13 protein-coding genes are annotated in these 17,616 nt (G+C 75.2%); 5 read left to right on the plus strand and 8 right to left on the minus strand.

All coding sequences use genetic code 11. The annotated features are described in order from the left end of the window. Nucleotides 1–31: 31 nt before the first annotated feature. Nucleotides 32–820 (minus strand): AfsR/SARP family transcriptional regulator, encoded by a 789-nt coding sequence (locus tag ABT106_RS25280; protein ID WP_351281458.1) that lies wholly within the window; start codon nt 818–820, stop codon nt 32–34. 522 nt (nt 821–1,342) lie between these two features. On the opposite strand from ABT106_RS25280, the gene ABT106_RS25285 reads away from it, so the two are divergent. After that, complete coding sequence (locus tag ABT106_RS25285) at nt 1,343–2,911, plus strand: M28 family peptidase (RefSeq protein ID WP_351281460.1); 1,569 nt, start codon at nt 1,343–1,345, stop codon at nt 2,909–2,911. Between the two features lie 23 nt (nt 2,912–2,934). Here the strand turns inward: ABT106_RS25285 and ABT106_RS25290 are convergent, their stop codons facing one another. The 5 genes from ABT106_RS25290 to ABT106_RS25310 form a co-directional block, all read right to left on the minus strand. After that, nucleotides 2,935–3,312, minus strand: a complete 378-nt coding sequence (locus tag ABT106_RS25290; protein ID WP_351281462.1) for an FKBP-type peptidyl-prolyl cis-trans isomerase — start codon at nt 3,310–3,312, stop codon at nt 2,935–2,937. A gap of 152 nt (nt 3,313–3,464) precedes the next feature. After that, nucleotides 3,465–4,988, minus strand: coding sequence for an acetaldehyde dehydrogenase ExaC (gene exaC, locus ABT106_RS25295; RefSeq protein WP_351281464.1), 1,524 nt, complete (start codon nt 4,986–4,988; stop codon nt 3,465–3,467). Between the two features lie 52 nt (nt 4,989–5,040). Then, complete coding sequence (locus ABT106_RS25300; protein ID WP_351281467.1) at nt 5,041–6,363, minus strand: GAF domain-containing protein; 1,323 nt, start codon at nt 6,361–6,363, stop codon at nt 5,041–5,043. 116 nt (nt 6,364–6,479) lie between these two features. Next, entirely contained in the window at nt 6,480–7,928 is a 1,449-nt protein-coding gene (locus ABT106_RS25305) for an SWIM zinc finger family protein (protein WP_351281470.1), read from the minus strand. After that, complete coding sequence (locus ABT106_RS25310; RefSeq protein WP_351281473.1) at nt 7,925–10,993, minus strand: SCO1167/SCO6262 family helicase; 3,069 nt, start codon at nt 10,991–10,993, stop codon at nt 7,925–7,927. The genes ABT106_RS25305 and ABT106_RS25310 overlap by 4 nt, the downstream gene beginning before the upstream one ends. Nucleotides 10,994–11,174: 181 nt before the next feature. On the opposite strand from ABT106_RS25310, the gene ABT106_RS25315 reads away from it, so the two are divergent. Next, complete coding sequence (locus ABT106_RS25315; RefSeq protein WP_351281476.1) at nt 11,175–11,357, plus strand: tail-anchor membrane protein; 183 nt, start codon at nt 11,175–11,177, stop codon at nt 11,355–11,357. A 194-nt stretch (nt 11,358–11,551) separates the two neighbouring features. Here the strand turns inward: ABT106_RS25315 and ABT106_RS25320 are convergent, their stop codons facing one another. Then, nucleotides 11,552–12,340 (minus strand): hypothetical protein, encoded by a 789-nt coding sequence (locus ABT106_RS25320; protein ID WP_351281478.1) that lies wholly within the window; start codon nt 12,338–12,340, stop codon nt 11,552–11,554. Between the two features lie 135 nt (nt 12,341–12,475). On the opposite strand from ABT106_RS25320, the gene ABT106_RS25325 reads away from it, so the two are divergent. Beyond that, a complete protein-coding gene (locus tag ABT106_RS25325) occupies nt 12,476–13,390 on the plus strand; it encodes an oxygenase MpaB family protein (protein ID WP_351281481.1) in 915 nt (304 codons plus the stop codon). Nucleotides 13,391–13,480: 90 nt separating this feature from the next. Here the strand turns inward: ABT106_RS25325 and ABT106_RS25330 are convergent, their stop codons facing one another. Continuing rightward, the gene (locus ABT106_RS25330) at nt 13,481–14,080 is read right to left on the minus strand and encodes a class I SAM-dependent methyltransferase (RefSeq protein WP_351281483.1); all 600 of its coding nucleotides are present in this window, start codon (nt 14,078–14,080) and stop codon (nt 13,481–13,483) included. Nucleotides 14,081–14,248: 168 nt separating this feature from the next. Between ABT106_RS25330 and ABT106_RS25335 the strand changes: the two genes are divergently transcribed. Together ABT106_RS25335 and ABT106_RS25340 are read left to right on the plus strand one after the other, a co-directional pair. Then, a complete protein-coding gene (locus ABT106_RS25335; protein WP_351281485.1) occupies nt 14,249–15,025 on the plus strand; it encodes an MHYT domain-containing protein in 777 nt (258 codons plus the stop codon). Between the two features lie 236 nt (nt 15,026–15,261). After that, the coding region (locus ABT106_RS25340; RefSeq protein WP_351281487.1) for a sensor histidine kinase at nt 15,262–17,616 on the plus strand (2,355 nt) is incomplete at its 3' end.

Consider the following 17,616-nt stretch of genomic DNA (forward strand, 5'->3'; position numbering starts at 1 on the left):
GGGCCCGTACGGCGGTGGCCGCCCCGGGGCGTCAGGCGCCCCGCCCGGCCGGCCGGAGCACCACCGCGGGGCGGCAGCGGTCGTGCCGGGCGTTGTCCGGGCGGGCGCCGCTCAGCAGCGTCTGCTGCGCCGTGCGCAGACCCGGGCCGGGTTCGATGCCGGTGTTCTCCACCACGGTGCGCCGGGCACGGGCGTAGGCGTTCAGCGCTTCGGCGCGGCGCCCCGCCGTGGCCAGGGCGAGCATCAGCTGCTCGTGGAAGTCCTCGCGGAGGGGGTGGCGCGCGCAGAGTTCCTCGAGTTCGCCGACGACCTCGCGCGCCCTGCCGGTGCAGATGTCGGCGCCGATCCGGTCGTGCACCAGGGCCAGGCGTTCTTCTTCGAGCCGCACGGTGTAGTGCGCGGGAAGGCCCGCCTGCCCAAGTTCTCCGGGGGAGGTGCCCCGCCAGAGGGCGAGGGCTTGATGAAACGATTTTGCCGAGGTGGTGCAGTCGCCCGCGGCCCTCTGGTCCCGGCCGAGCCCGGCCAGCGCGCGGAACCGGTCGAGATCCAGGTCGCCCGGTCGTACGCGCAGCAGATAGCCGTTCCCGGCGGTGAGCAGCAGCGGATGCCGTCGGGCGTCGCCGCCGCCGCGGCTGTGCGCGGGGTCCAGGACGCGCCGCAGTCCCGACACGTACATCTGGACGGCGGCCACCGCCGACGGGGGCGGCCGGTCGTCCCAGAGCTCGCCGATCAGCGTGCAGATCGGGAAGCGGCGGTTGGCGTGCAGCAGCAGCAGGGTGAGCAGGGCGCGCCGTTTGAGGGACGTGGGCGTGCAGAGCACCCCCGCCCGGTGGACCTCGAGGGGGCCCAGGATCCGGTACGTCGGCCCGTCCGCCGGTGAGGGCTCGCTCTCCGCGTCCCCGGGCTCGGCCGGCGGGCCGGGGGCGGTCCCCGTACAGCCGGGTAAGGAAGGGTCTGCCGCGGATCTTTCCGTTCTGGCCAGCACTGATCTGCCACCCCCGCGTCACCGGCGCGCCCTCAGGCGCGCTGTCCTGTCGGTCGGCACGCGGTAGGGCCTACCGGCGCTCATGTCATGGATACGGGATCGAAGGAGAGAGTGTCATGGGCTCGAACCAGCCAAGTTCGCTGCGGGCGAGCCGTCGCCGGCGCGTCGTCCCCCCTTACCGCTCCCGCTCAAACTCAGCCAAAGATCCGGTCACCCGGACCGACTCGGAACTTCGTCTTGGCAGCGGGCCGCCACGGGGTTAGCGTGCCTCGATCTCCTCCCGCTGTGCACGTTCATCCTGACCGTCGAGCTTTCCGACCGTCGAGCGATCCATCGACCCGCAGTGAGAGGAACTCCATGTCCGCACGTCGCATCGCGGCGGCGACGGCCACCCTGGCCGCCGCGGCACTCGTCTCCCCCCTCCTGTTCGCCGGACCCGCCACGGCGGAGGCCGACGACCCGGGCCGGGCCGGCCGGGGCGACGCGCTGGCCGCGAAGCTCGTCAGGGAGTCGACGGCCAAGGACGCCTTCCGGCACCTGAGGACCTTCCAGGCGATAGCCGACTACAACGGCGGCACACGGGTGGCGAGTTCCCGGGGCCACGAGCAGTCGGCCGCCTACGTGGAAGCGGTCCTCAGAGCCGCCGGCTACCGGCTCTCCCGCCAGGAGTTCGACTTCGTCTACACCGACGACATCGCCGAGTCCCTGACCGTGCTCTCGCCCACCCCGCGCGACATCACCGTCCAGCTGATGGCCTACACGGCCAAGGGCCCCGAGGGCGGTGTGACCGCGGACGTGGCCGTCGTCCCCGTGGACGCCGACGCCACCCACGGATGCGAGCCCACCGACTTCGCCGCGGGCGCCTTCACCGGCAGGATCGCCCTGATCAAGCGCGGCGGCTGCTCCTTCGCCGTCAAGCAGGCCAACGCCCACGCCGCCGGCGCCCTCGGCGCCGTCGTGTACAACAACACCACGGGCAAGATCAACGGCACCATCGGCGACGCGGCCCTCGCGAAGATCCCCACCGGCGGCATCAGCCAGGAGGACGGCGAGGCGCTGGCCGCCGAGGCCGCCGCGGGCCCGGTCACGGTCACCCTCGACATCCACGAGCTGCGGGAGAACCGCAGGTCCTTCAACGTGGTGGCCGAGACCCGCGGCGGCGACGCGGCCGACACCGTGTTCCTCGGCTCGCACCTGGACTCGCTCCACGACAGCCCGGGCATCAACGACAACGGCTCGGGCTCGGCCGGCCTCCTCCAGGTCGCGGTCAGGCTGGCCACGTCCCAGGACAAGGTCGGGAACAAGGTCAGGTTCGCCTGGTGGTCGGCCGAGGAGTTCGGGGTGCTGGGCTCGCAGGCGTACCTCGCCTCCCTGACGGAAGAGCAGCGCGAGCAGATCAGGCTCTACCTGAACTTCGACACGATCGCCTCCCCGAACGCCGCCTACTTCGTCCACGACGGCGACGACTCCGACGGCGTCGGCGCCGGCCCGGGCCCCGAGGGCTCCGCCCAGCTGGAGAAGGGCATCACGGACTTCCTCGGCTCGCAGCGGATCCCGTACGAGGGCACCGACTTCACCGGCCTCTCGGACTACGCCCCGTTCATCGCGGCGGGCATCCCCTCCGGCGGCACCTTCGCCGGGGCCGATGGCATCAAGACCGAGTCCCAGGCCGCCAGGTTCGGCGGCCGGGCGGGGGTCGCGTACGACGTGAACCACCACACGGCCGGCGACGACCTCACGAACATCGACATGCGGGCGTTCGACGTCAACATCGACGTCATCGCCGACGCGGTCGGCCACTACGCGCACGACCTCGGCCCGCTCACCCGGCCCGTGAACGCCGCCCGCGGGGAGGGTTCCCGTGCGGACGCCGCCCGGGACGGCGCCGGCGGCCCGCGCGACGGCCACGACCCCGTGACCGGGTAGCAGACCGCTTCCCACGGCGTTCCCTAGACCACGGAGAGCAGGTCCACCACGAAGACGAGCGTGGAACCGGCCGGGATCAACGGCGAGGGGGACTGGTTGCCGTAGCCGAGGCGCGGGGGGACGATGATCTCGCGCCGGCCGCCGACCTTCATCCCCCTGAGCCCCCGGTCCCAGCCCTTGATGACCCGGCCTCCCCCCACGGCGAACTTGAACGGCTGGCCCCGGTCCCAGGAGGCGTCGAACTCCGCTCCGGACTCGAAGGTGACCCCGACGTAGTGAACGCGGACCACCCTGCCCGGCTTCGCCTCGGGCCCGTCCCCGACGACGAGGTCCCGGATCGTCAGCTCCTGGGGAGCGTCACCCACGGGACGTTCGATCTCGGGCTTCGTCAGTTCACTCATGGCAGCCTCATCGCTCTCCGCCGGAAGCCCTCGCGCGGGCCGGCCGGGCGCGTGGTCACTCCACGCGGCAGGTGATCACGCTACCGACAACGCCGACCGGCCGAAGGACGTCACACCGCACGGAGCACGGCACGGCGCCTTCCGCGCACGCGTTAGAAGAAGCCGAGCTTCTTCGGGGAGTAGGAGACGAGGAGGTTCTTCGTCTGCTGGTAGTGCTCCAGCATCATCTTGTGGGTCTCGCGGCCGATGCCGGACTGCTTGTAGCCGCCGAAGGCCGCGTGGGCCGGGTAGGCGTGGTAGCAGTTCGTCCAGACGCGGCCCGCCTGGATCGCCCGGCCCGCGCGGTAGGCCGTATTGACGTCGCGGGTCCACACCCCCGCGCCCAGGCCGTACGCCGTGTCGTTGGCGATCCGGACGGCGTCGTCGAAGTCCTGGAAGGACGTCACCGAGACCACCGGTCCGAAGATCTCCTCCTGGAAGATCCGCATGCGGTTGTCGCCCTCGAACACCGTCGGCTGGACGTAGTAGCCGCCCGCCAGGTCGCCGCCGTGTTCGATGGGCTCTCCGCCCGTGAGGACCTTCGCGCCCTCCTGACGGCCTATCTCCACGTACGACAGGATCTTCCGCAGCTGCTCCCGCGATGCCTGCGCGCCGATCATCGTGTCCGTGTCCAACGGGTGCCCGGGCACGATCAGTTCGGTGCGCGCGACGGCCGCGTCGAGGAAGTCCGCGTACCGGCCGCGCTCGATCAGGGCGCGCGAGGGGCTCGTGCACACCTCGCCCTGGTTGAGGGCGAACATGGTGAAGCCTTCGAGCGCCTTGTCGCGCAGCTCGTCGTCCGTCGTCCAGATGTCGTCGAAGAACAGGTTGGGGCTCTTGCCGCCCAGTTCCAGCGTCACCGGCTTCAGGTGCTCCGCCGCGTACTGCATGATCAGCCGGCCCGTGGAGGTCTCCCCGGTGAACGCGATCTTCGCGACGCGCGGGCTGGAGGCGAGCGGCTTGCCGGCCTCCTCCCCGAAGCCGTTGACGATGTTCACCACGCCCGGCGGCAGCAGGTCCGCGACCAGGCTCAGCCAGAAGTGCACCGAGACCGGGGTCTGTTCGGCCGGCTTCAGCACCACCGTGTTCCCGGCCGCCAGCGCCGGTGCGATCTTCCACACCGCCATCAGGATCGGGAAGTTCCACGGGATGATCTGGCCGACCACGCCCAGCGGCTCGTGGAAGTGGTAGGCCACCGTGTCGTCGTCGATCTGGCTGAGCGCCCCCTCCTGCGCGCGCAGCGCCCCCGCGAAGTAGCGGAACTGGTCGACGGCCAGCGGGATGTCGGCCGCGAGGGTCTCCCGTACCGGCTTGCCGTTCTCCCAGGTCTCGGCGACCGCGAGGGCCTCCAGGTTCCGTTCCATCCGGTCCGCGACGCGCAGCAGGATCGTGGACCGCTCCGCGACGGAGGTGCGCCCCCAGGCCGGAGCGGCCGCGTGCGCCGCGTCCAGCGCCGCTTCCACGTCCTCGGCGGTTCCCCGCGCGACCTCCGTGAAGGCCGCGCCGTTCACGGGGGAGGGGTTGGTGAAGTACCGGCCGCGGACCGGCTCGACGTACTCGCCGCCGATGAAGTGGCCGTAGCGGGACGCGTACGACATGAGCGCCCCCTCGGATCCTGGCGCAGCGTAACGGGCCATGGTGGCCTCCCTTGCCGGGCGCCGCCGCCGTCCGGCAGCGCTCGACAGGACGCTAGGGGGGCGCAGGTTGCGAACGCGTTGCACGCCCGCCGCGGACCGGATCCACCCGTACGGCGTCCCGCGCCGGGCCCAGTTCGAGGTCCAGGGCGCGCAGGCGGGCCAGCGCGGCCGACCGCCGCCCGGGCGGCAGCGCGTAGGCCAGGGCCTGCCAGACCTCCGGGTCGTCCGCGCCCCACGGGCTGCACACCCAGTCCGTCAGCAGCCCGGCATCGGCCCGGGCGACGACCGCGGCCCGCGCCTGGTCCTCGATGCGGCGCCGCAGCCTGACGATGCCCGGCGCCGTGGAAGCGGGCAGCAGGGGGCCGGGGTACCGGTGCAGGGCGGCGGAGACGGCGCCGCCGGCCAGCTGCCGGGTCAGGGAGGTGAAGTCCGGCGCCAGCGGAACGGCCGTACGGTAGGGCCGCGACAGCGGTGCGCGGTCGCCCAGGACCCCGCGCAGCCTCGACATCTCGGCGCGCAACGTCACCGGTGACACGGACTCGTCCTCGTAGAGGGCGATCGTCAGTTCCTCGCCCGACAGGCCCTCCGGGTGGTGCGCCAGCAGCGCCATGATCTCGCTGTGCCGCCGGCTCAGCCGCACCGTGCGCCCCCCGGTTCCCAGCAGTGCCTCGTCCCGGCCGAGCGCGGTGAGCGTGTCCGCGGCGGCGGCCGGGGCCGGGGCGAGGAGGGCGAGCTGCGCTTCGGCCGCCCGGGCCACCGCCCGCACGAAGGCGAGCGCATGCGGGTGCGCGAGCCCGTCGCCCCCGGTGATGTCCACCGCACCCAGCACCCCGCCGGTCCGCGGGTCCCGCACCGGTGCCGCCGCACAGGTCCACGGGTGCACGCGGCGGCTGAAGTGCTCCGCCCCGAAGACCTGTACGGGTTCGCCGACCGCGACCGCCGTGCCGGGCGCGTTGGTGCCCATCGCCGTCTCCGACCAGCGCGTCCCGGGAACGAAGCCGAGCCGCTCCGCCCGTCGGAGGGTTCCCGGCTCGCCCTCCACCCAGAGCAGGCTGCCCCGCGCGTCGCACACCGCCATCAGGTACGCCCCGTGCGCCGCGAAGGCTCCCACGAGGTCCCGGAACACCGGCATCACCCGCGCCAGCGGATGCTCCGCGCGGTACCGCCGCAGCTCCGCCTCCGCCAGTTCCACCCGGGGCGCGCACTCGGGGCTGACCCGGGCCCGGGCGCACCGCCGCCACGACCTCGCGATCACCGCCCGGACCGGCGCCTCGACCCGGCCGTCCCGGGTGAACGCGGCGTGCGCGCGCCGCAGTTCCCGCGTGCGCTCGACGGGGTCGGCCCCACCCGGCAGCGCCACCAACGGATCGCCCATGTCACCCTCCCGTGGTGCCGCGGTCCCCGGAGCGCCCCCATCGTCGTCCCGCTTCCCGGCCCCGGCAAGCGGTGCGCGTCGGCCAGTGTGCCGGCCGTGCGGGCCCGGGGCCGCCCTCAGGGGGCTGCCGGGTTCCCCGCCGCCCCCGCGCCGGGCGCGGGACGCGGTTCCGGATCCGGGTCCGGGGCCGCCCACGCCGAGGCCGGGTCCGGCGCCGACGGGCCCGTCGGGACCCAGCGGCCCGCCTCGCGGTGGTACGGCCACCAGCGGCCCTCCCGGCCCAGCCGGAGCTGGAGCCCGGCGTCCGCCGCCGTCCAGCGGGCGCGGACCCGGCGGAGCACCGGCGCCCGCGCGTCCGCCCAGGCGGTGGCGAGCGCCGCCCGGGCCCGGGCCAGCGCCGCCCGGTCCGGCGTCCAGTCGTCCTCCAGCGCCGCGAGGGCGGGTGCCCGGCCGAAGCCCCAGGCCCGTACGGCCAGTTCCATCGCCGCCCGGTCCCCGCCGAGAGCCGCCGCCAGCCGGGACCGGACCCGGACGTCGCCGGCCTCGGCCGTGAGCCGTACGGCGTCTTCGACGGTCGTGAGCGGGGCCGTCGGGGCGCGCTCGGCGTGGCCGGGAGCCAGCGCACCCGCCAGCAGCCGGTACGCCTCGGCCGTGGCGGCCTGCGCCAGGAACTCCACCCCGTCCACGTCCAGCCCGGCCGGCTCGGCCTCAGTGTCCAGCGTCGGCGGCTGGCCAGGCGCCTCCGGCAGGGCGGGCGGCGCGGGCAGCGGGCCCGGGCCGTCCCCGGCCGCCCGGGCCTCGTACGCCGCGTACGCCTCGGCGGCCGCGAGGCCCGGCATCTCCCGCAGGCCCCACACGCCCCGCCGGCCCGGACCGCCCTGGTCGGCTGCCGCGCGGGCGTCGGCATCGGCGTCGGCGGCCGCCGGGTCGGAACCCGCCTCACAGGCCCCCGCGGAAGCCCCTTCGGAGGCCCCCTCGATGTCCGCCCCGGCGGTGCTGCGTTCCGCCAGCTCGTCCAGGAGCCCCCGTTCACCGCGGCCGCGCAGGAGCAGCAGCACGAACGGGTCCTGGTCCAGCAGCCGCGCCACCTGGTAGCACAGGGCCGCCGTGTGCGGGCAGTGGTCCCACTCCCCGCAGTCACAGCGCGGGTCGAGGTCCCCGATGCCGGGCAGCAGCTCCGCCCCGGCCTCCGCCGCGTCCTCGGCCAGCTCCGGCGGCACCTCCCGGTCCAGAAGCGCCGCGATGTGCCCTGACTCGGCCGCCGCGAGACCGAGCAGCCGGTCCCACTGCGCCTCGGTGAACTCCTGCACGAGCACGTCGGTGCGGTGCGCCGTCCCGTCCCGGTCGCGCACCACCGCGGTGAGCCCGCCCGGGCGCACCGAGACCGCCCCCACCGCGCCGGTGCGCGCGTACCGGCGGCCCTTCCTGACCTGCTCTCCGTCGAGCGCGCTGTCCTCCAGGGCGCGCAGCCAGGCGTGGCCCCACCAGGTGTGCGCGAAGCCGCGGCCGGGTGGGGCGGGCGGGAGCGCCGCGAAGGTCTTCTCGTACGGGTCCCCGCCGGTCATCCGTCACTCCCCGCGGCCGGGCGCAGCGCCACGAGCTCGGCCAGTTCGGCATCGGTCAGTTCGGTCAGCGCGCCCTCGCCGCCCGCGAGGACGGCGTCGGCGAGCGCGCGCTTGCGCTCCAGCATCTCGGCGATCCGGTCCTCGATCGTGCCTTCGGTGATGATCCGGTGGACCTGTACGGGCTGGGTCTGGCCGATCCGGTAGGCGCGGTCGGTGGCCTGTTCCTCGACGGCCGGGTTCCACCAGCGGTCGTAGTGGATGACGTGTCCGGCGCGGGTGAGGTTCAGGCCGGTGCCCGCCGCCTTGAGGGACAGCAGGAACACCGGGACCTCGCCGTCCTGGAAGCGGTCGACCAGCTCCTCGCGGCGCGGCACCGGCGTCCCCCCGTGCAGCAGCTGGGTGGCGATGCCGCGCGCGCCGAGGTGTTTCTCCAGGATCCGGGCCATGGCCACGTACTGGGTGAAGACCAGGACCGAGCCGCCCTCGGCGAGGATCGTGTCGAGGAGCTCGTCCAGGAGTTCCAGCTTGCCGGAGCGGCTCCCGGCAGGCGTGCGCATGGTCCGTGCGGTGCCCGTGCTGCCCGTGGTGCCGGTGCTGCCCGTGCCAGGCCGGTCCAGGAACTGGGCGGGGTGGTTGCAGATCTGCTTGAGGGAGGTGAGCAGCTTGACCACCAGGCCGCGCCGCTCCATCCCGTCCGCCTCCGCGATCGAGGCGAGCGTCTCGCGCACGACGGCCTCGTACAGCACGGTCTGCGCCGCACTGAGGGCGACGGCGTGGTCGGTCTCGGTCTTGGGCGGCAGCTCGGGCGCGATCCCGGGGTCGGACTTCTTGCGGCGCAGCAGGAACGGCCGTACGAGCGCGCCCAGTCGGGCGGCGGCCTGGGGATCACGTCCGCTTTCGACGGGGTCGGCGTAGCGGGTGCGGAAGGTGCCGAGGCGGCCGAGGAGCCCGGGAGTCGTCCAGTCGAGGACGGCCCACAACTCGGACAGGTTGTTCTCGACGGGCGTTCCGGTCAGGGCCACGCGGGCCGGACACGGGATGGTGCGCAGGGCCCTGGCGGTGGAGGAGCGGGGGTTCTTGACGTGCTGCGCCTCGTCGGCGACCACCATGCCCCAGCGGGCGGCGGCGAGCGCGGCCGCGTCCAGGCGCATCGTGCCGTACGTGGTCAGCACGAACCCGCCGGTGACGCCGGCCAGGCTGCGGCCGGGTCCGTGGAAGCGGCGCACCGGGGTGCCGGGCGCGAACTTCTCGATCTCCCGCTGCCAGTTGCCCAGCAGCGAGGCCGGACACACCACCAGGGTCGGCCCGGCGGTGGCGTCCGCGTCGGCGGTGGCGGGCTGGTCCGGGGCGTTGCGGTGCAGATGGAGGGCGATGAGCGTGACGGTCTTGCCGAGGCCCATGTCGTCGGCCAGGCAGGCGCCGAGGCCGAGCGAGGTCATCCGGGCCAGCCAGCGCAGGCCGCGCAGCTGGTAGTCCCGCAGGACGGCCCGCAGCTCCGGCGGCGCGTCGGGACCCTCGGCCCGCGACGGGTCGGCGGTCAGCCGCGCCCGCAGCTGTTCGAGGGCGCCGGTGGCCTCGACGCCGACCCGCCTGCCGTCCAGTTCCGCGGACCCGGTGAGTACGGCCGCCAGCGCGTCCGCGGCGCAGACCGTGCCGTCGCGCCGGGCGCGGGCCCGGCGGGCCTCGGCCGGATCGATGAGGACCCACCGGTCGCGCAGCCGGACCAGGGGGCGGCTCGCTTCGGCGAGCCGGTCGAGCTCGGCGGCGGTCAGGTCGCCCTGGCCGTCGAGCGCGTAGCGCCAGCCGAAGGAGAGCAGGGAGCCGGGGGAGAGCAGGACGGAGGGTGCGGGCAGGGGGGAGGCGGAGCCCGCGGGCTCCCGCGCTCCGAGGACGGCGCGGGCGGTGAGCGTACGGGCGAACCCGCGCGGCCAGTGGACCTGTACCCCTTCGGCGGCCAGGGCGCCGGAAGCCGCACCGAGCAGTTCCGCGACCTCCTCGTCGGCGAGCCCGACGGCGTCCGGCACGGCCGCGGCCAGCAGCGGGCCGAGCGGGGGCCACAGCCGCGCGGCGCGGCGCAGCGCGCGCAGGGCGTCCAGCCGCGCGCGGGGCGGGAAGGCGGCCGCGGCGCTTCCCGAGCCGGACCAGACGTCGGCGGCGTCGGCGACCAGGGCGGTGTCGGCCAGGCTGTGCAGCTGGAGGACGGCCCGGAAGGCGGCCCCGGCGAGGCCGCCCGGGTCCGCGGGGCCGCCCGGGTCTGCGGGGGCGCCCGCGTCGGAGGAGGCGCCCGCGCCGCAGGCACCGACGAGCTCGATCCGCAGCGAGATCCTTACGCCCGCGTCGTGCCCGGCGGCCACCTCGGCGGCCCAGTCGCGCAGGCCCGGGTGCAGCCGGGGCTCCCGGGCGGCGTAGGCGGGCCCGCCCGCGGCGGAGGGCGCGGCGGGGGAGCGGGGCAGGGTGTCGGCCACGGCGTCGAGGAAGGCCCGCAGCAGGGGCTCGGGGGCCGGCAGCCGAGGCGGTCCGTCCGCGTTCAGGGGCACGCAGTGGGCCCCGGGAGGCATGACGGCGGCGAGTTCCCGGACCGCGTCGACATCTGCGGGCGCCAGCGGTCCGATCCGCCAGGCGTCGTGGCCCCCGGGACTCAGGCCGGGCAGGAGCTGCCCGCGGGCCGCGAAGCCCAGTGCCAGCAGCGCGGCGGCGCCCCAGAAGGCCGCGGCGGAGCGGTCGGAGCCCGACGTGGCGGCGGCCCGAGCCCGGGTGAGCAGCGGCAGGGCCTCGCCGACGGACAGGACCAGCGCGGTCACGGAGCAGCGGCGCAGGTCGGGCGTGACGACGGTCAGCTCGTCGAACCGGCCGAATCCGGCCCCGGCAGCCGCGCCGACCCCGGCGACCGCGCCGACACCCGTAGCGGCACCCCCGCCGTCACCCGAAGCGGTTTCGGCCCGGGTGTGCGGAGCCGCACCATCCGGTGGCCAGAACGCGATCCGGCCGGCGCGTGCGGGGTCGGCCGGAAGGAACACGGCGGAGCCGCGGAGAAGGTGGCCGGGGCCGGAGATCTCAGGAAGCACGCATCCCTCAAACTTGACTACTGAATGCAGGGTGGCCGAGATTATCCCAACCCGGCCCTCTGAAGGCCCGGACCTGGCCGTGACCCGGGTCACTTTTCGGCCGGTCTGCGTGTCGGGGAACGAGGGGTCGGGACGGCGCGTTGAGGGGGTAGTGGTCGACGACAGAAGGAGGTGTCCGCAGATGTCCACGAGCGGAAAGGTCGCGGTTGCCGGAGTCGTGGCAGCCATCGTGTTGTTCTGGGCGGTCGGGTTCTGGGCGGGACTGCTGGTCCTGATCGGTGTGCCCGCTGTCGCCTACCTCCTGCTGGACTCCTCCCAGCGCCGTCGCCTCCGGGGTATATCCCGGAAGCAGATCGGCCGCTGACGACGGCCTCCACGCGACTCCCGGCGGTGGATGCGGCGGTCCCGGGAGCCGCGGCGGTCAGCTGGGGGGCGCCGCGCGACGCGAGCGCCCCCCGCCGGAGCGTGGGGAAGCGGGCGCGCCCCGGCGGCCGTCCGGCCCACGGCCGGGGTGGCGGCCCGGCCGCGGTCGACCAGCTGATCGGGATCGCCGCCGGCTCAGGCCGGGCGGACCGCGACGCGGTCCAGCGCCGCCAGCAGCTCCGGTAGTTCCGGCAGGTCCGGAAGTCCCTCCCGCGGGACCACGAGCACCTCACCCGGCTCCTCGTCGAGCAGGACGAACGCCGCGCCGCCGGTCCGGGCCACCAGCGACCAGCCGGCGCCGTCCGCCCGCAGCGTCCGCGCCCCCTCGCCCGCGAACGAGGAACGCACCCGGCCGGGCGGTGGCGGGGTCCGGGTGTATCCCGCCGCCTCGTCCAGCGCCCGGGCCAGCCCCGGATGCTCCGCCGCGGCCACACCGCCGTCCGTCGCCACGCGCTCGTGCCACTCGGGCCACTCCCGGGCGACCTGGTCCGCGCCCATGCGCCGCTGGACCGGCCCCCAGGTCTCGGCCGAGGGCGGCGCCAGCGGCACCCGCCCGGTGCCGTCCGCACCCTGCTCCGGATCGTGCGGCGCGGGGATCCCGGAGGCCGCCACCGACAGCTCCAGCGGCCAGCCCGCCAGCGAGACCACGATCGTCCGCTCGTCGGGGGACAGGTCGTACTCCATGCCGCAGTCCCAGGAGGCGATCGCAGTGGCCACCAGCGAGACGTCGTCCACGACGACCGTCCAGCGCGCGCCCTCCTCGTCCTGGCCGAGCACCAGCCCGTACCCGCCCCGGGCCGGGGCCACGCCCAGCAGGGAGCAAGCCTCGGGGAAGTCGTCACCCAGGACGCTCGGGAACTGCGCGGGGGTCATCAGTACGGCGGTCAGCACGTACAGCGAGCCGCCATCCTCGTCGTCGGACACGTGACCTCCCGTTGGCTCTCTCGATGGCGCACCCTAACCAGCGGGTAACCCGCCCGTCGAGAGCCTGCGGGTGACGATTTCCAAGGCCGCTGCCTGCACGTAGAGTTGGGAACCCGCCACAGAAAGGGACATCCGGTGCAGCGTTACGACCGGCTGAGGGAAATCCTCCGGCTCGATCCCGATCGGGACTTCCTCGCCATCTACCGGCTCACCACCACCTACGAGTTCCCCTGGGACTTCACCAGAGCCCTCGAGCTCGCCCTCCTGCGCACCTACGCGGTCCCTTCCATCGGCCGTCTGCTGGCCGAGACCGCGGAGTTCACCGACCGGGCCCAGCGCCGCTACGACGACACCGCGCTGCTCCTCGACGCCGTCGTGGAGCACGGCTTCGAGAGCGACACCGCGCGCACCGCGATCCGCCGCGTGAACCAGATGCACCGCAGCTACGACATCTCCGGCGACGACATGCGCTACGTCCTCTGCACGTTCGTGGTCGTTCCGGCGCGCTGGCTGGACGCGTACGGATGGCGCCCGCTGACCCACCACGAGCGCAAGGCATCGGCGAACTACTACGCCACCCTCGGCCGCCACCTGGGCATCACGGACATCCCGGACTCCTTCGAGGAGTTCGAGGCCACGCTGGACGCCTACGAGCGGGCCCACTTCGGCTGGGACGAAGGCGGCCGCAAGGTCGCCGACTCCACCATCGACCTGATGGCCTCCTGGTACCCGGCGCCCCTGGCCCCCGCATTGCGCGGCGCGAGCCTCGCCCTCCTGGACGAGCCGCTCCTGGAAGCCTTCCGCTACGGGCGCCCCCACCCGGGCGTCCAACGGCTGGTCCGCGGCGCCCTGCGACTGCGAGGCCGCGCCGTACGGCTGCTGCCGCCGCGCCGGACCCCGCACTACGCCCGCCAGAACCCGGAGATCAAGAGCTATCCCGGCGGCTACGACGTGGGCGAGCTCGGCACTTTTCCCGTGCCCGGCGCGGGCGGATGCCCCGTACCGCATCCGCGCCGGCCCGCCGGAGCCGAGGCCCAGCCTCCGGCGTGATCCGGGGTGCGTCCGTGGGTCCCGGGTGCGGGGCCGACGTACAAGATCGTGCGCAGGAACGTCCGCCGGGCCGTGTCACCCGCCCGTGGCTCACGCGCGGCGCGCGGCCAGTACCAGGAAGCGGGCGTCCTCGTCGGCGTACGAGGTCATGTCCCAGCCCGAACCGGCCAGCAGCGGACGGAGGTTGGGCTCGGCCCGCATGTCCTGCGGAGTGAGCGCGCGGCCATGGCGCGCGGCGAGGGCGGCCCGCCCGATCGGGTGGAACAGCGCGAGCCCGCCGCCGGGCCGGACCACCCGGGCCAGCTCGCGCAGGTTCGCCCCCGGATCGGGCAGGTGGGCGATGAGCCCGGCGGCGAACACCGCGTCCAGGCAACCGTCGCGCAGCGGCAGCCGGGCGACGTCCGCGAGCAGCAGCGCGCCGTCGGACCCCCGTCCGGCCCGCCGCGCGGCGGCCAGCATCTGCGGGGTGAGGTCCGCGCCGAGCACCGTTCCGGAAGGGCCCACGGCGGCGCGCAGGGCGGGCAGGGCCCGCCCGGTGCCGCAGCCCGCGTCGAGCACGCGGTCGCCCGGCCGCAGCCCGCATTCGGCCACGGCGGTCGCGAAGGCCGGCCCGTCCTCGGGAAACTTGCGGTCCCAGTCCGCGGCGCGCGCCCCGAAGAACTCCTGCACGTGTGTGTGGTCTTCGCTCATGCGCCCATGATCCCGCACCGGCGCCGACACCGGGGCCTGCGGACCGTGTGCAAGGTGGCACGTGGCGTGATCGAAGACAAACGTATCTCTGTCATATTCCAGCAGTTCCAGCGGCTTTCGAAATGCGCCCCCAGTTCGCGCCCTCACCCGGACTAGCGTCCGTTGGCCATGGGACACCTGGACCACGCCGCCTACGGCTGGCTGACACCCGCGCTGTCATACGTGATGGCATCGATCGGCGCCGCCCTCGGCCTGCGCTGCACCGTCCGCGCGCTCGCCGCGACCGGCACCTCCCGCCGGAACTGGCTCCTCACCGCGGCCTCCGCCATCGGCACCGGCATCTGGACGATGCACTTCGTCGCGATGCTGGGCTTCGACGTCATCGGCACCGAGATCCACTACAACGTGCCGCTGACCATCCTCAGCCTCCTCGTGGCGATGGCGGTCGTCGGCGCCGGAATCTTCGCCGTCGGCTACGGCAGGAGCCCGCGCCGGGCCCTCGTCCTCGGCGGCCTCACCACCGGCCTCGGCGTCGCCAGCATGCACTACCTCGGCATGGCGGCCCTGCGGCTGCACGGCGAGGTCTCCTACGACCCGCTCACCGTCGGGCTCTCCGTCGCCATCGCCGTGGTCGCCGCCACCGCCGCGCTGTGGGCGGCGCTCCACATCAAGTCGCCCCTGGCCGTGGCCGGCGCCTCGCTCGTCATGGGGGCCGCCGTCAGCAGCATGCACTACACCGGGATGCTGGCCGTCGCCGTCCGGGTCACCCCCTCGGAGGTGGCGCTGCCCGGCGCCACCGCCACCCAGTTCATCTTCCCGCTCGCGGTCGGGCTCGGCTCCTACCTGTTCATCACCGCCGCGTTCGTCGCGCTCTCCCCGACCGCCGACGAACGTGCCGCCTCCGCCTCCGCCCAGAAGCTGGGTGAACGGGCCGCCGCGCACTGAACGGGCCGGGGTATCGCGGCACAGAGCGGCGCGGAACCCGTCCCGAGCGGCACGACCACCCCGCTGTCACGCCCCGGCCCGCGGCAGCGGGGGAGCACGCGGCGCCGCAGCCCGAACGCGGCACCCCAGAAGCCACCACCGCAGCACCCGTAGGCAGCGCGGCACCCGCGGTACCGCAGTACGCATCACCGCACCCGCACCCGCACCCGCAGGCACCGCCCCGGAACGAGGAGCCCATGCGCACACCCCGCAGAAGACCGGACGCAGCGGCGCAGCGGCTGCCCGCGCCCCCGGCCCGCGGCCGCCGGGCGCACGCCGGGCCCCCGGCCGAGGAGGCGGCGCTCCCCGAAGCCGCCCCGCGCGGCGGGCCCGGCCCGGCCGCCCCGCACGGTTACCGCCCCCGGCTGCGGCTGCGTCCCCGTACCGTCCGCGCGAAGATCGTCTCGCTGCTGATGGTCCCGGTCGTCTCCCTCCTCGCCCTCTGGGCCTTCGCGACCGTCAGCACCGCCCAGGACATCGCCCGCCTCAGCCGCGTCCAGCGGATCGACGCCGAGATACGCACCCCCGTCGCCGCCGCCGTCACCGAGATCCAGGCCGAGCGCCGGATCGCCGTCCGCCTGCTCGCCGACCCCGCCGCCGACCAGCGGGCCGCCCTCGACCAGCAGGCCCGCCGCACCGACGCCGCCGTCCGGCGGCTGCGGCTCGGCGACCGGCACACCGTCGCCGACTCCGGCGGGCACCGCGCCGACGTCATGGCGCGCCTGGGCGGGTTCGTCACCGCCGCCGAGGCACTGGCGCCGGGCCGCGAGGACGTCGCCGGCCGCCGCACCACGCCCGAGGCCGCCTACCAGGCGTACACCCGGGCCGTCGACGCGGCCCTGGCCGTGGGCGGGGCCCTCACCGGCGGCGAGGGCGCCGAACTGGGCCCCGACGCACGGGTCCTCCTCGAATTCGACCGGGCCGGGGAACTGCTGGCGCGGGAGGACGCACTGCTCGCCCTGCCGGGCCAGCGCAACGCCGACACGCTTCGGCAGCTGACCAGTGCCGTCGAGACCCGCCGCACCCTCACCGACTCCGCCGCCCGCGACCTCCCCGCCGGACCGCGGGCCTCCTGGCAGGCCGTCGCCGGGAGCGCCGTCCACGCCGGCCTCACCGCCGCCGAGGACCGCGCGCTGGCCGCCGGCACGGCCCGCGAGGCCCAGGGCGCGCCCGCCGGATGGGAGGCCGCCCACGCCTCGGTCGGCGCCTCGATGCGGGAGATCGGCGAAGCGGCGCGCACCGCCGCCGCCGACCGTGCGGACCCGTTCGCCGAGGGAGCGCTCGGCGCGGCCGGGGCCGCCGTACTGTTCGGCCTCGCCGCCGTCGCCGCCTCCCTCGTCATCTCTGTCCGCATCGGGCGCGGGCTCGTCGTGGAACTCGTCTCGCTGCGCAACTCCGCCCTGGAGATCGCCCGCCGCAAACTCCCGGACGCGATGGACCGGCTGCGCGCCGGCGAGGAGATCGACGTCGCCGCCGAGACCCCGCCCGGCGCACCGTCCGACGACGAGATCACCCAGGTCGGCGAGGCCCTGGCCACCGTCCACCGGGCCGCGCTCAGCGCCGCCGTCGAGCGGGCCGAACTCGCCAGCGGGGTCTCCGGGGTGTTCGTCAACCTGGCCCGCCGCAGCCAGGTCCTCGTCCACAAGCAGCTCACCCTGCTCGACTCGATGGAACGCCGCGCCGACGACCCCGGCGAGCTCGGTGACCTCTTCCGGCTCGACCACCTCACCACCCGGATGCGCCGCCACGCCGAAAGCCTGATCATCCTGTCCGGAGCCGCCCCCGGACGCGCCTGGCGCATGCCGATCCCCCTCACGAACGTCGTCCGGGCCGCGGTCTCCGAGATCGAGGACTACCCGCGGGTCGAGGTGCGCCGGCTCGCCGAGGCCGCCGTCGCCGGCGGCGCCGTCGCCGACCTCACCCACCTCCTCGCCGAACTCATCGAGAACGCCACCCAGTTCTCCCCGCCCCACACCAAGGTCAGCGTCAGCGGCGAGCCCGTCGGCGCCGGCTACGTCCTGGAGGTCGAGGACCGCGGCCTGGGCATGGGCCGCGGCCCCCTGAACGACGCGAACCGCCGCATCGAGCAGTCCGAGGCGCTCGACCTCTTCGACAGCGACCGGCTCGGACTGTTCGTGGTCAGCCGCCTCTCGGCCCGCCACGGGATCCGGGTCCACCTGCGCACCTCACCCTACGGAGGGACCACCGCCGTGGTGCTCCTGCCGAACTCCCTGCTCCAGGGCGCCCTCACACCCGGCGCCCCCACCCCGGAGCCGCCCGAGCCGCGGGAGCCCCAGGAGGCGCCGGCCGCCCGCTCCGCCGCGGAGCAGCCGCCCTCCGCCCGGCCCGTACGGGGGGAGGCGCGCGCCTCGGCCGTACGGGAGGAGCCGCGCGCGGCCGCGCTCCCCGACCGGAACCCCGGCGCCCCCGAGCCGCGCCCCGCCCCGGTGGCGTCGCTGCGGCCGCGCACCCCCGGCGGCGCGGTCACCCGTACACCCGCGGCCACGGCGGGCGGCGGGCCGCCCGAGGCCGGGGGGGTACCGGACGCGTCG

The organism is Streptomyces sp. NPDC002044 (assembly GCF_040296725.1).
Classification (GTDB): Bacteria; Actinomycetota; Actinomycetes; order Streptomycetales; family Streptomycetaceae; genus Streptomyces; species Streptomyces antarcticus.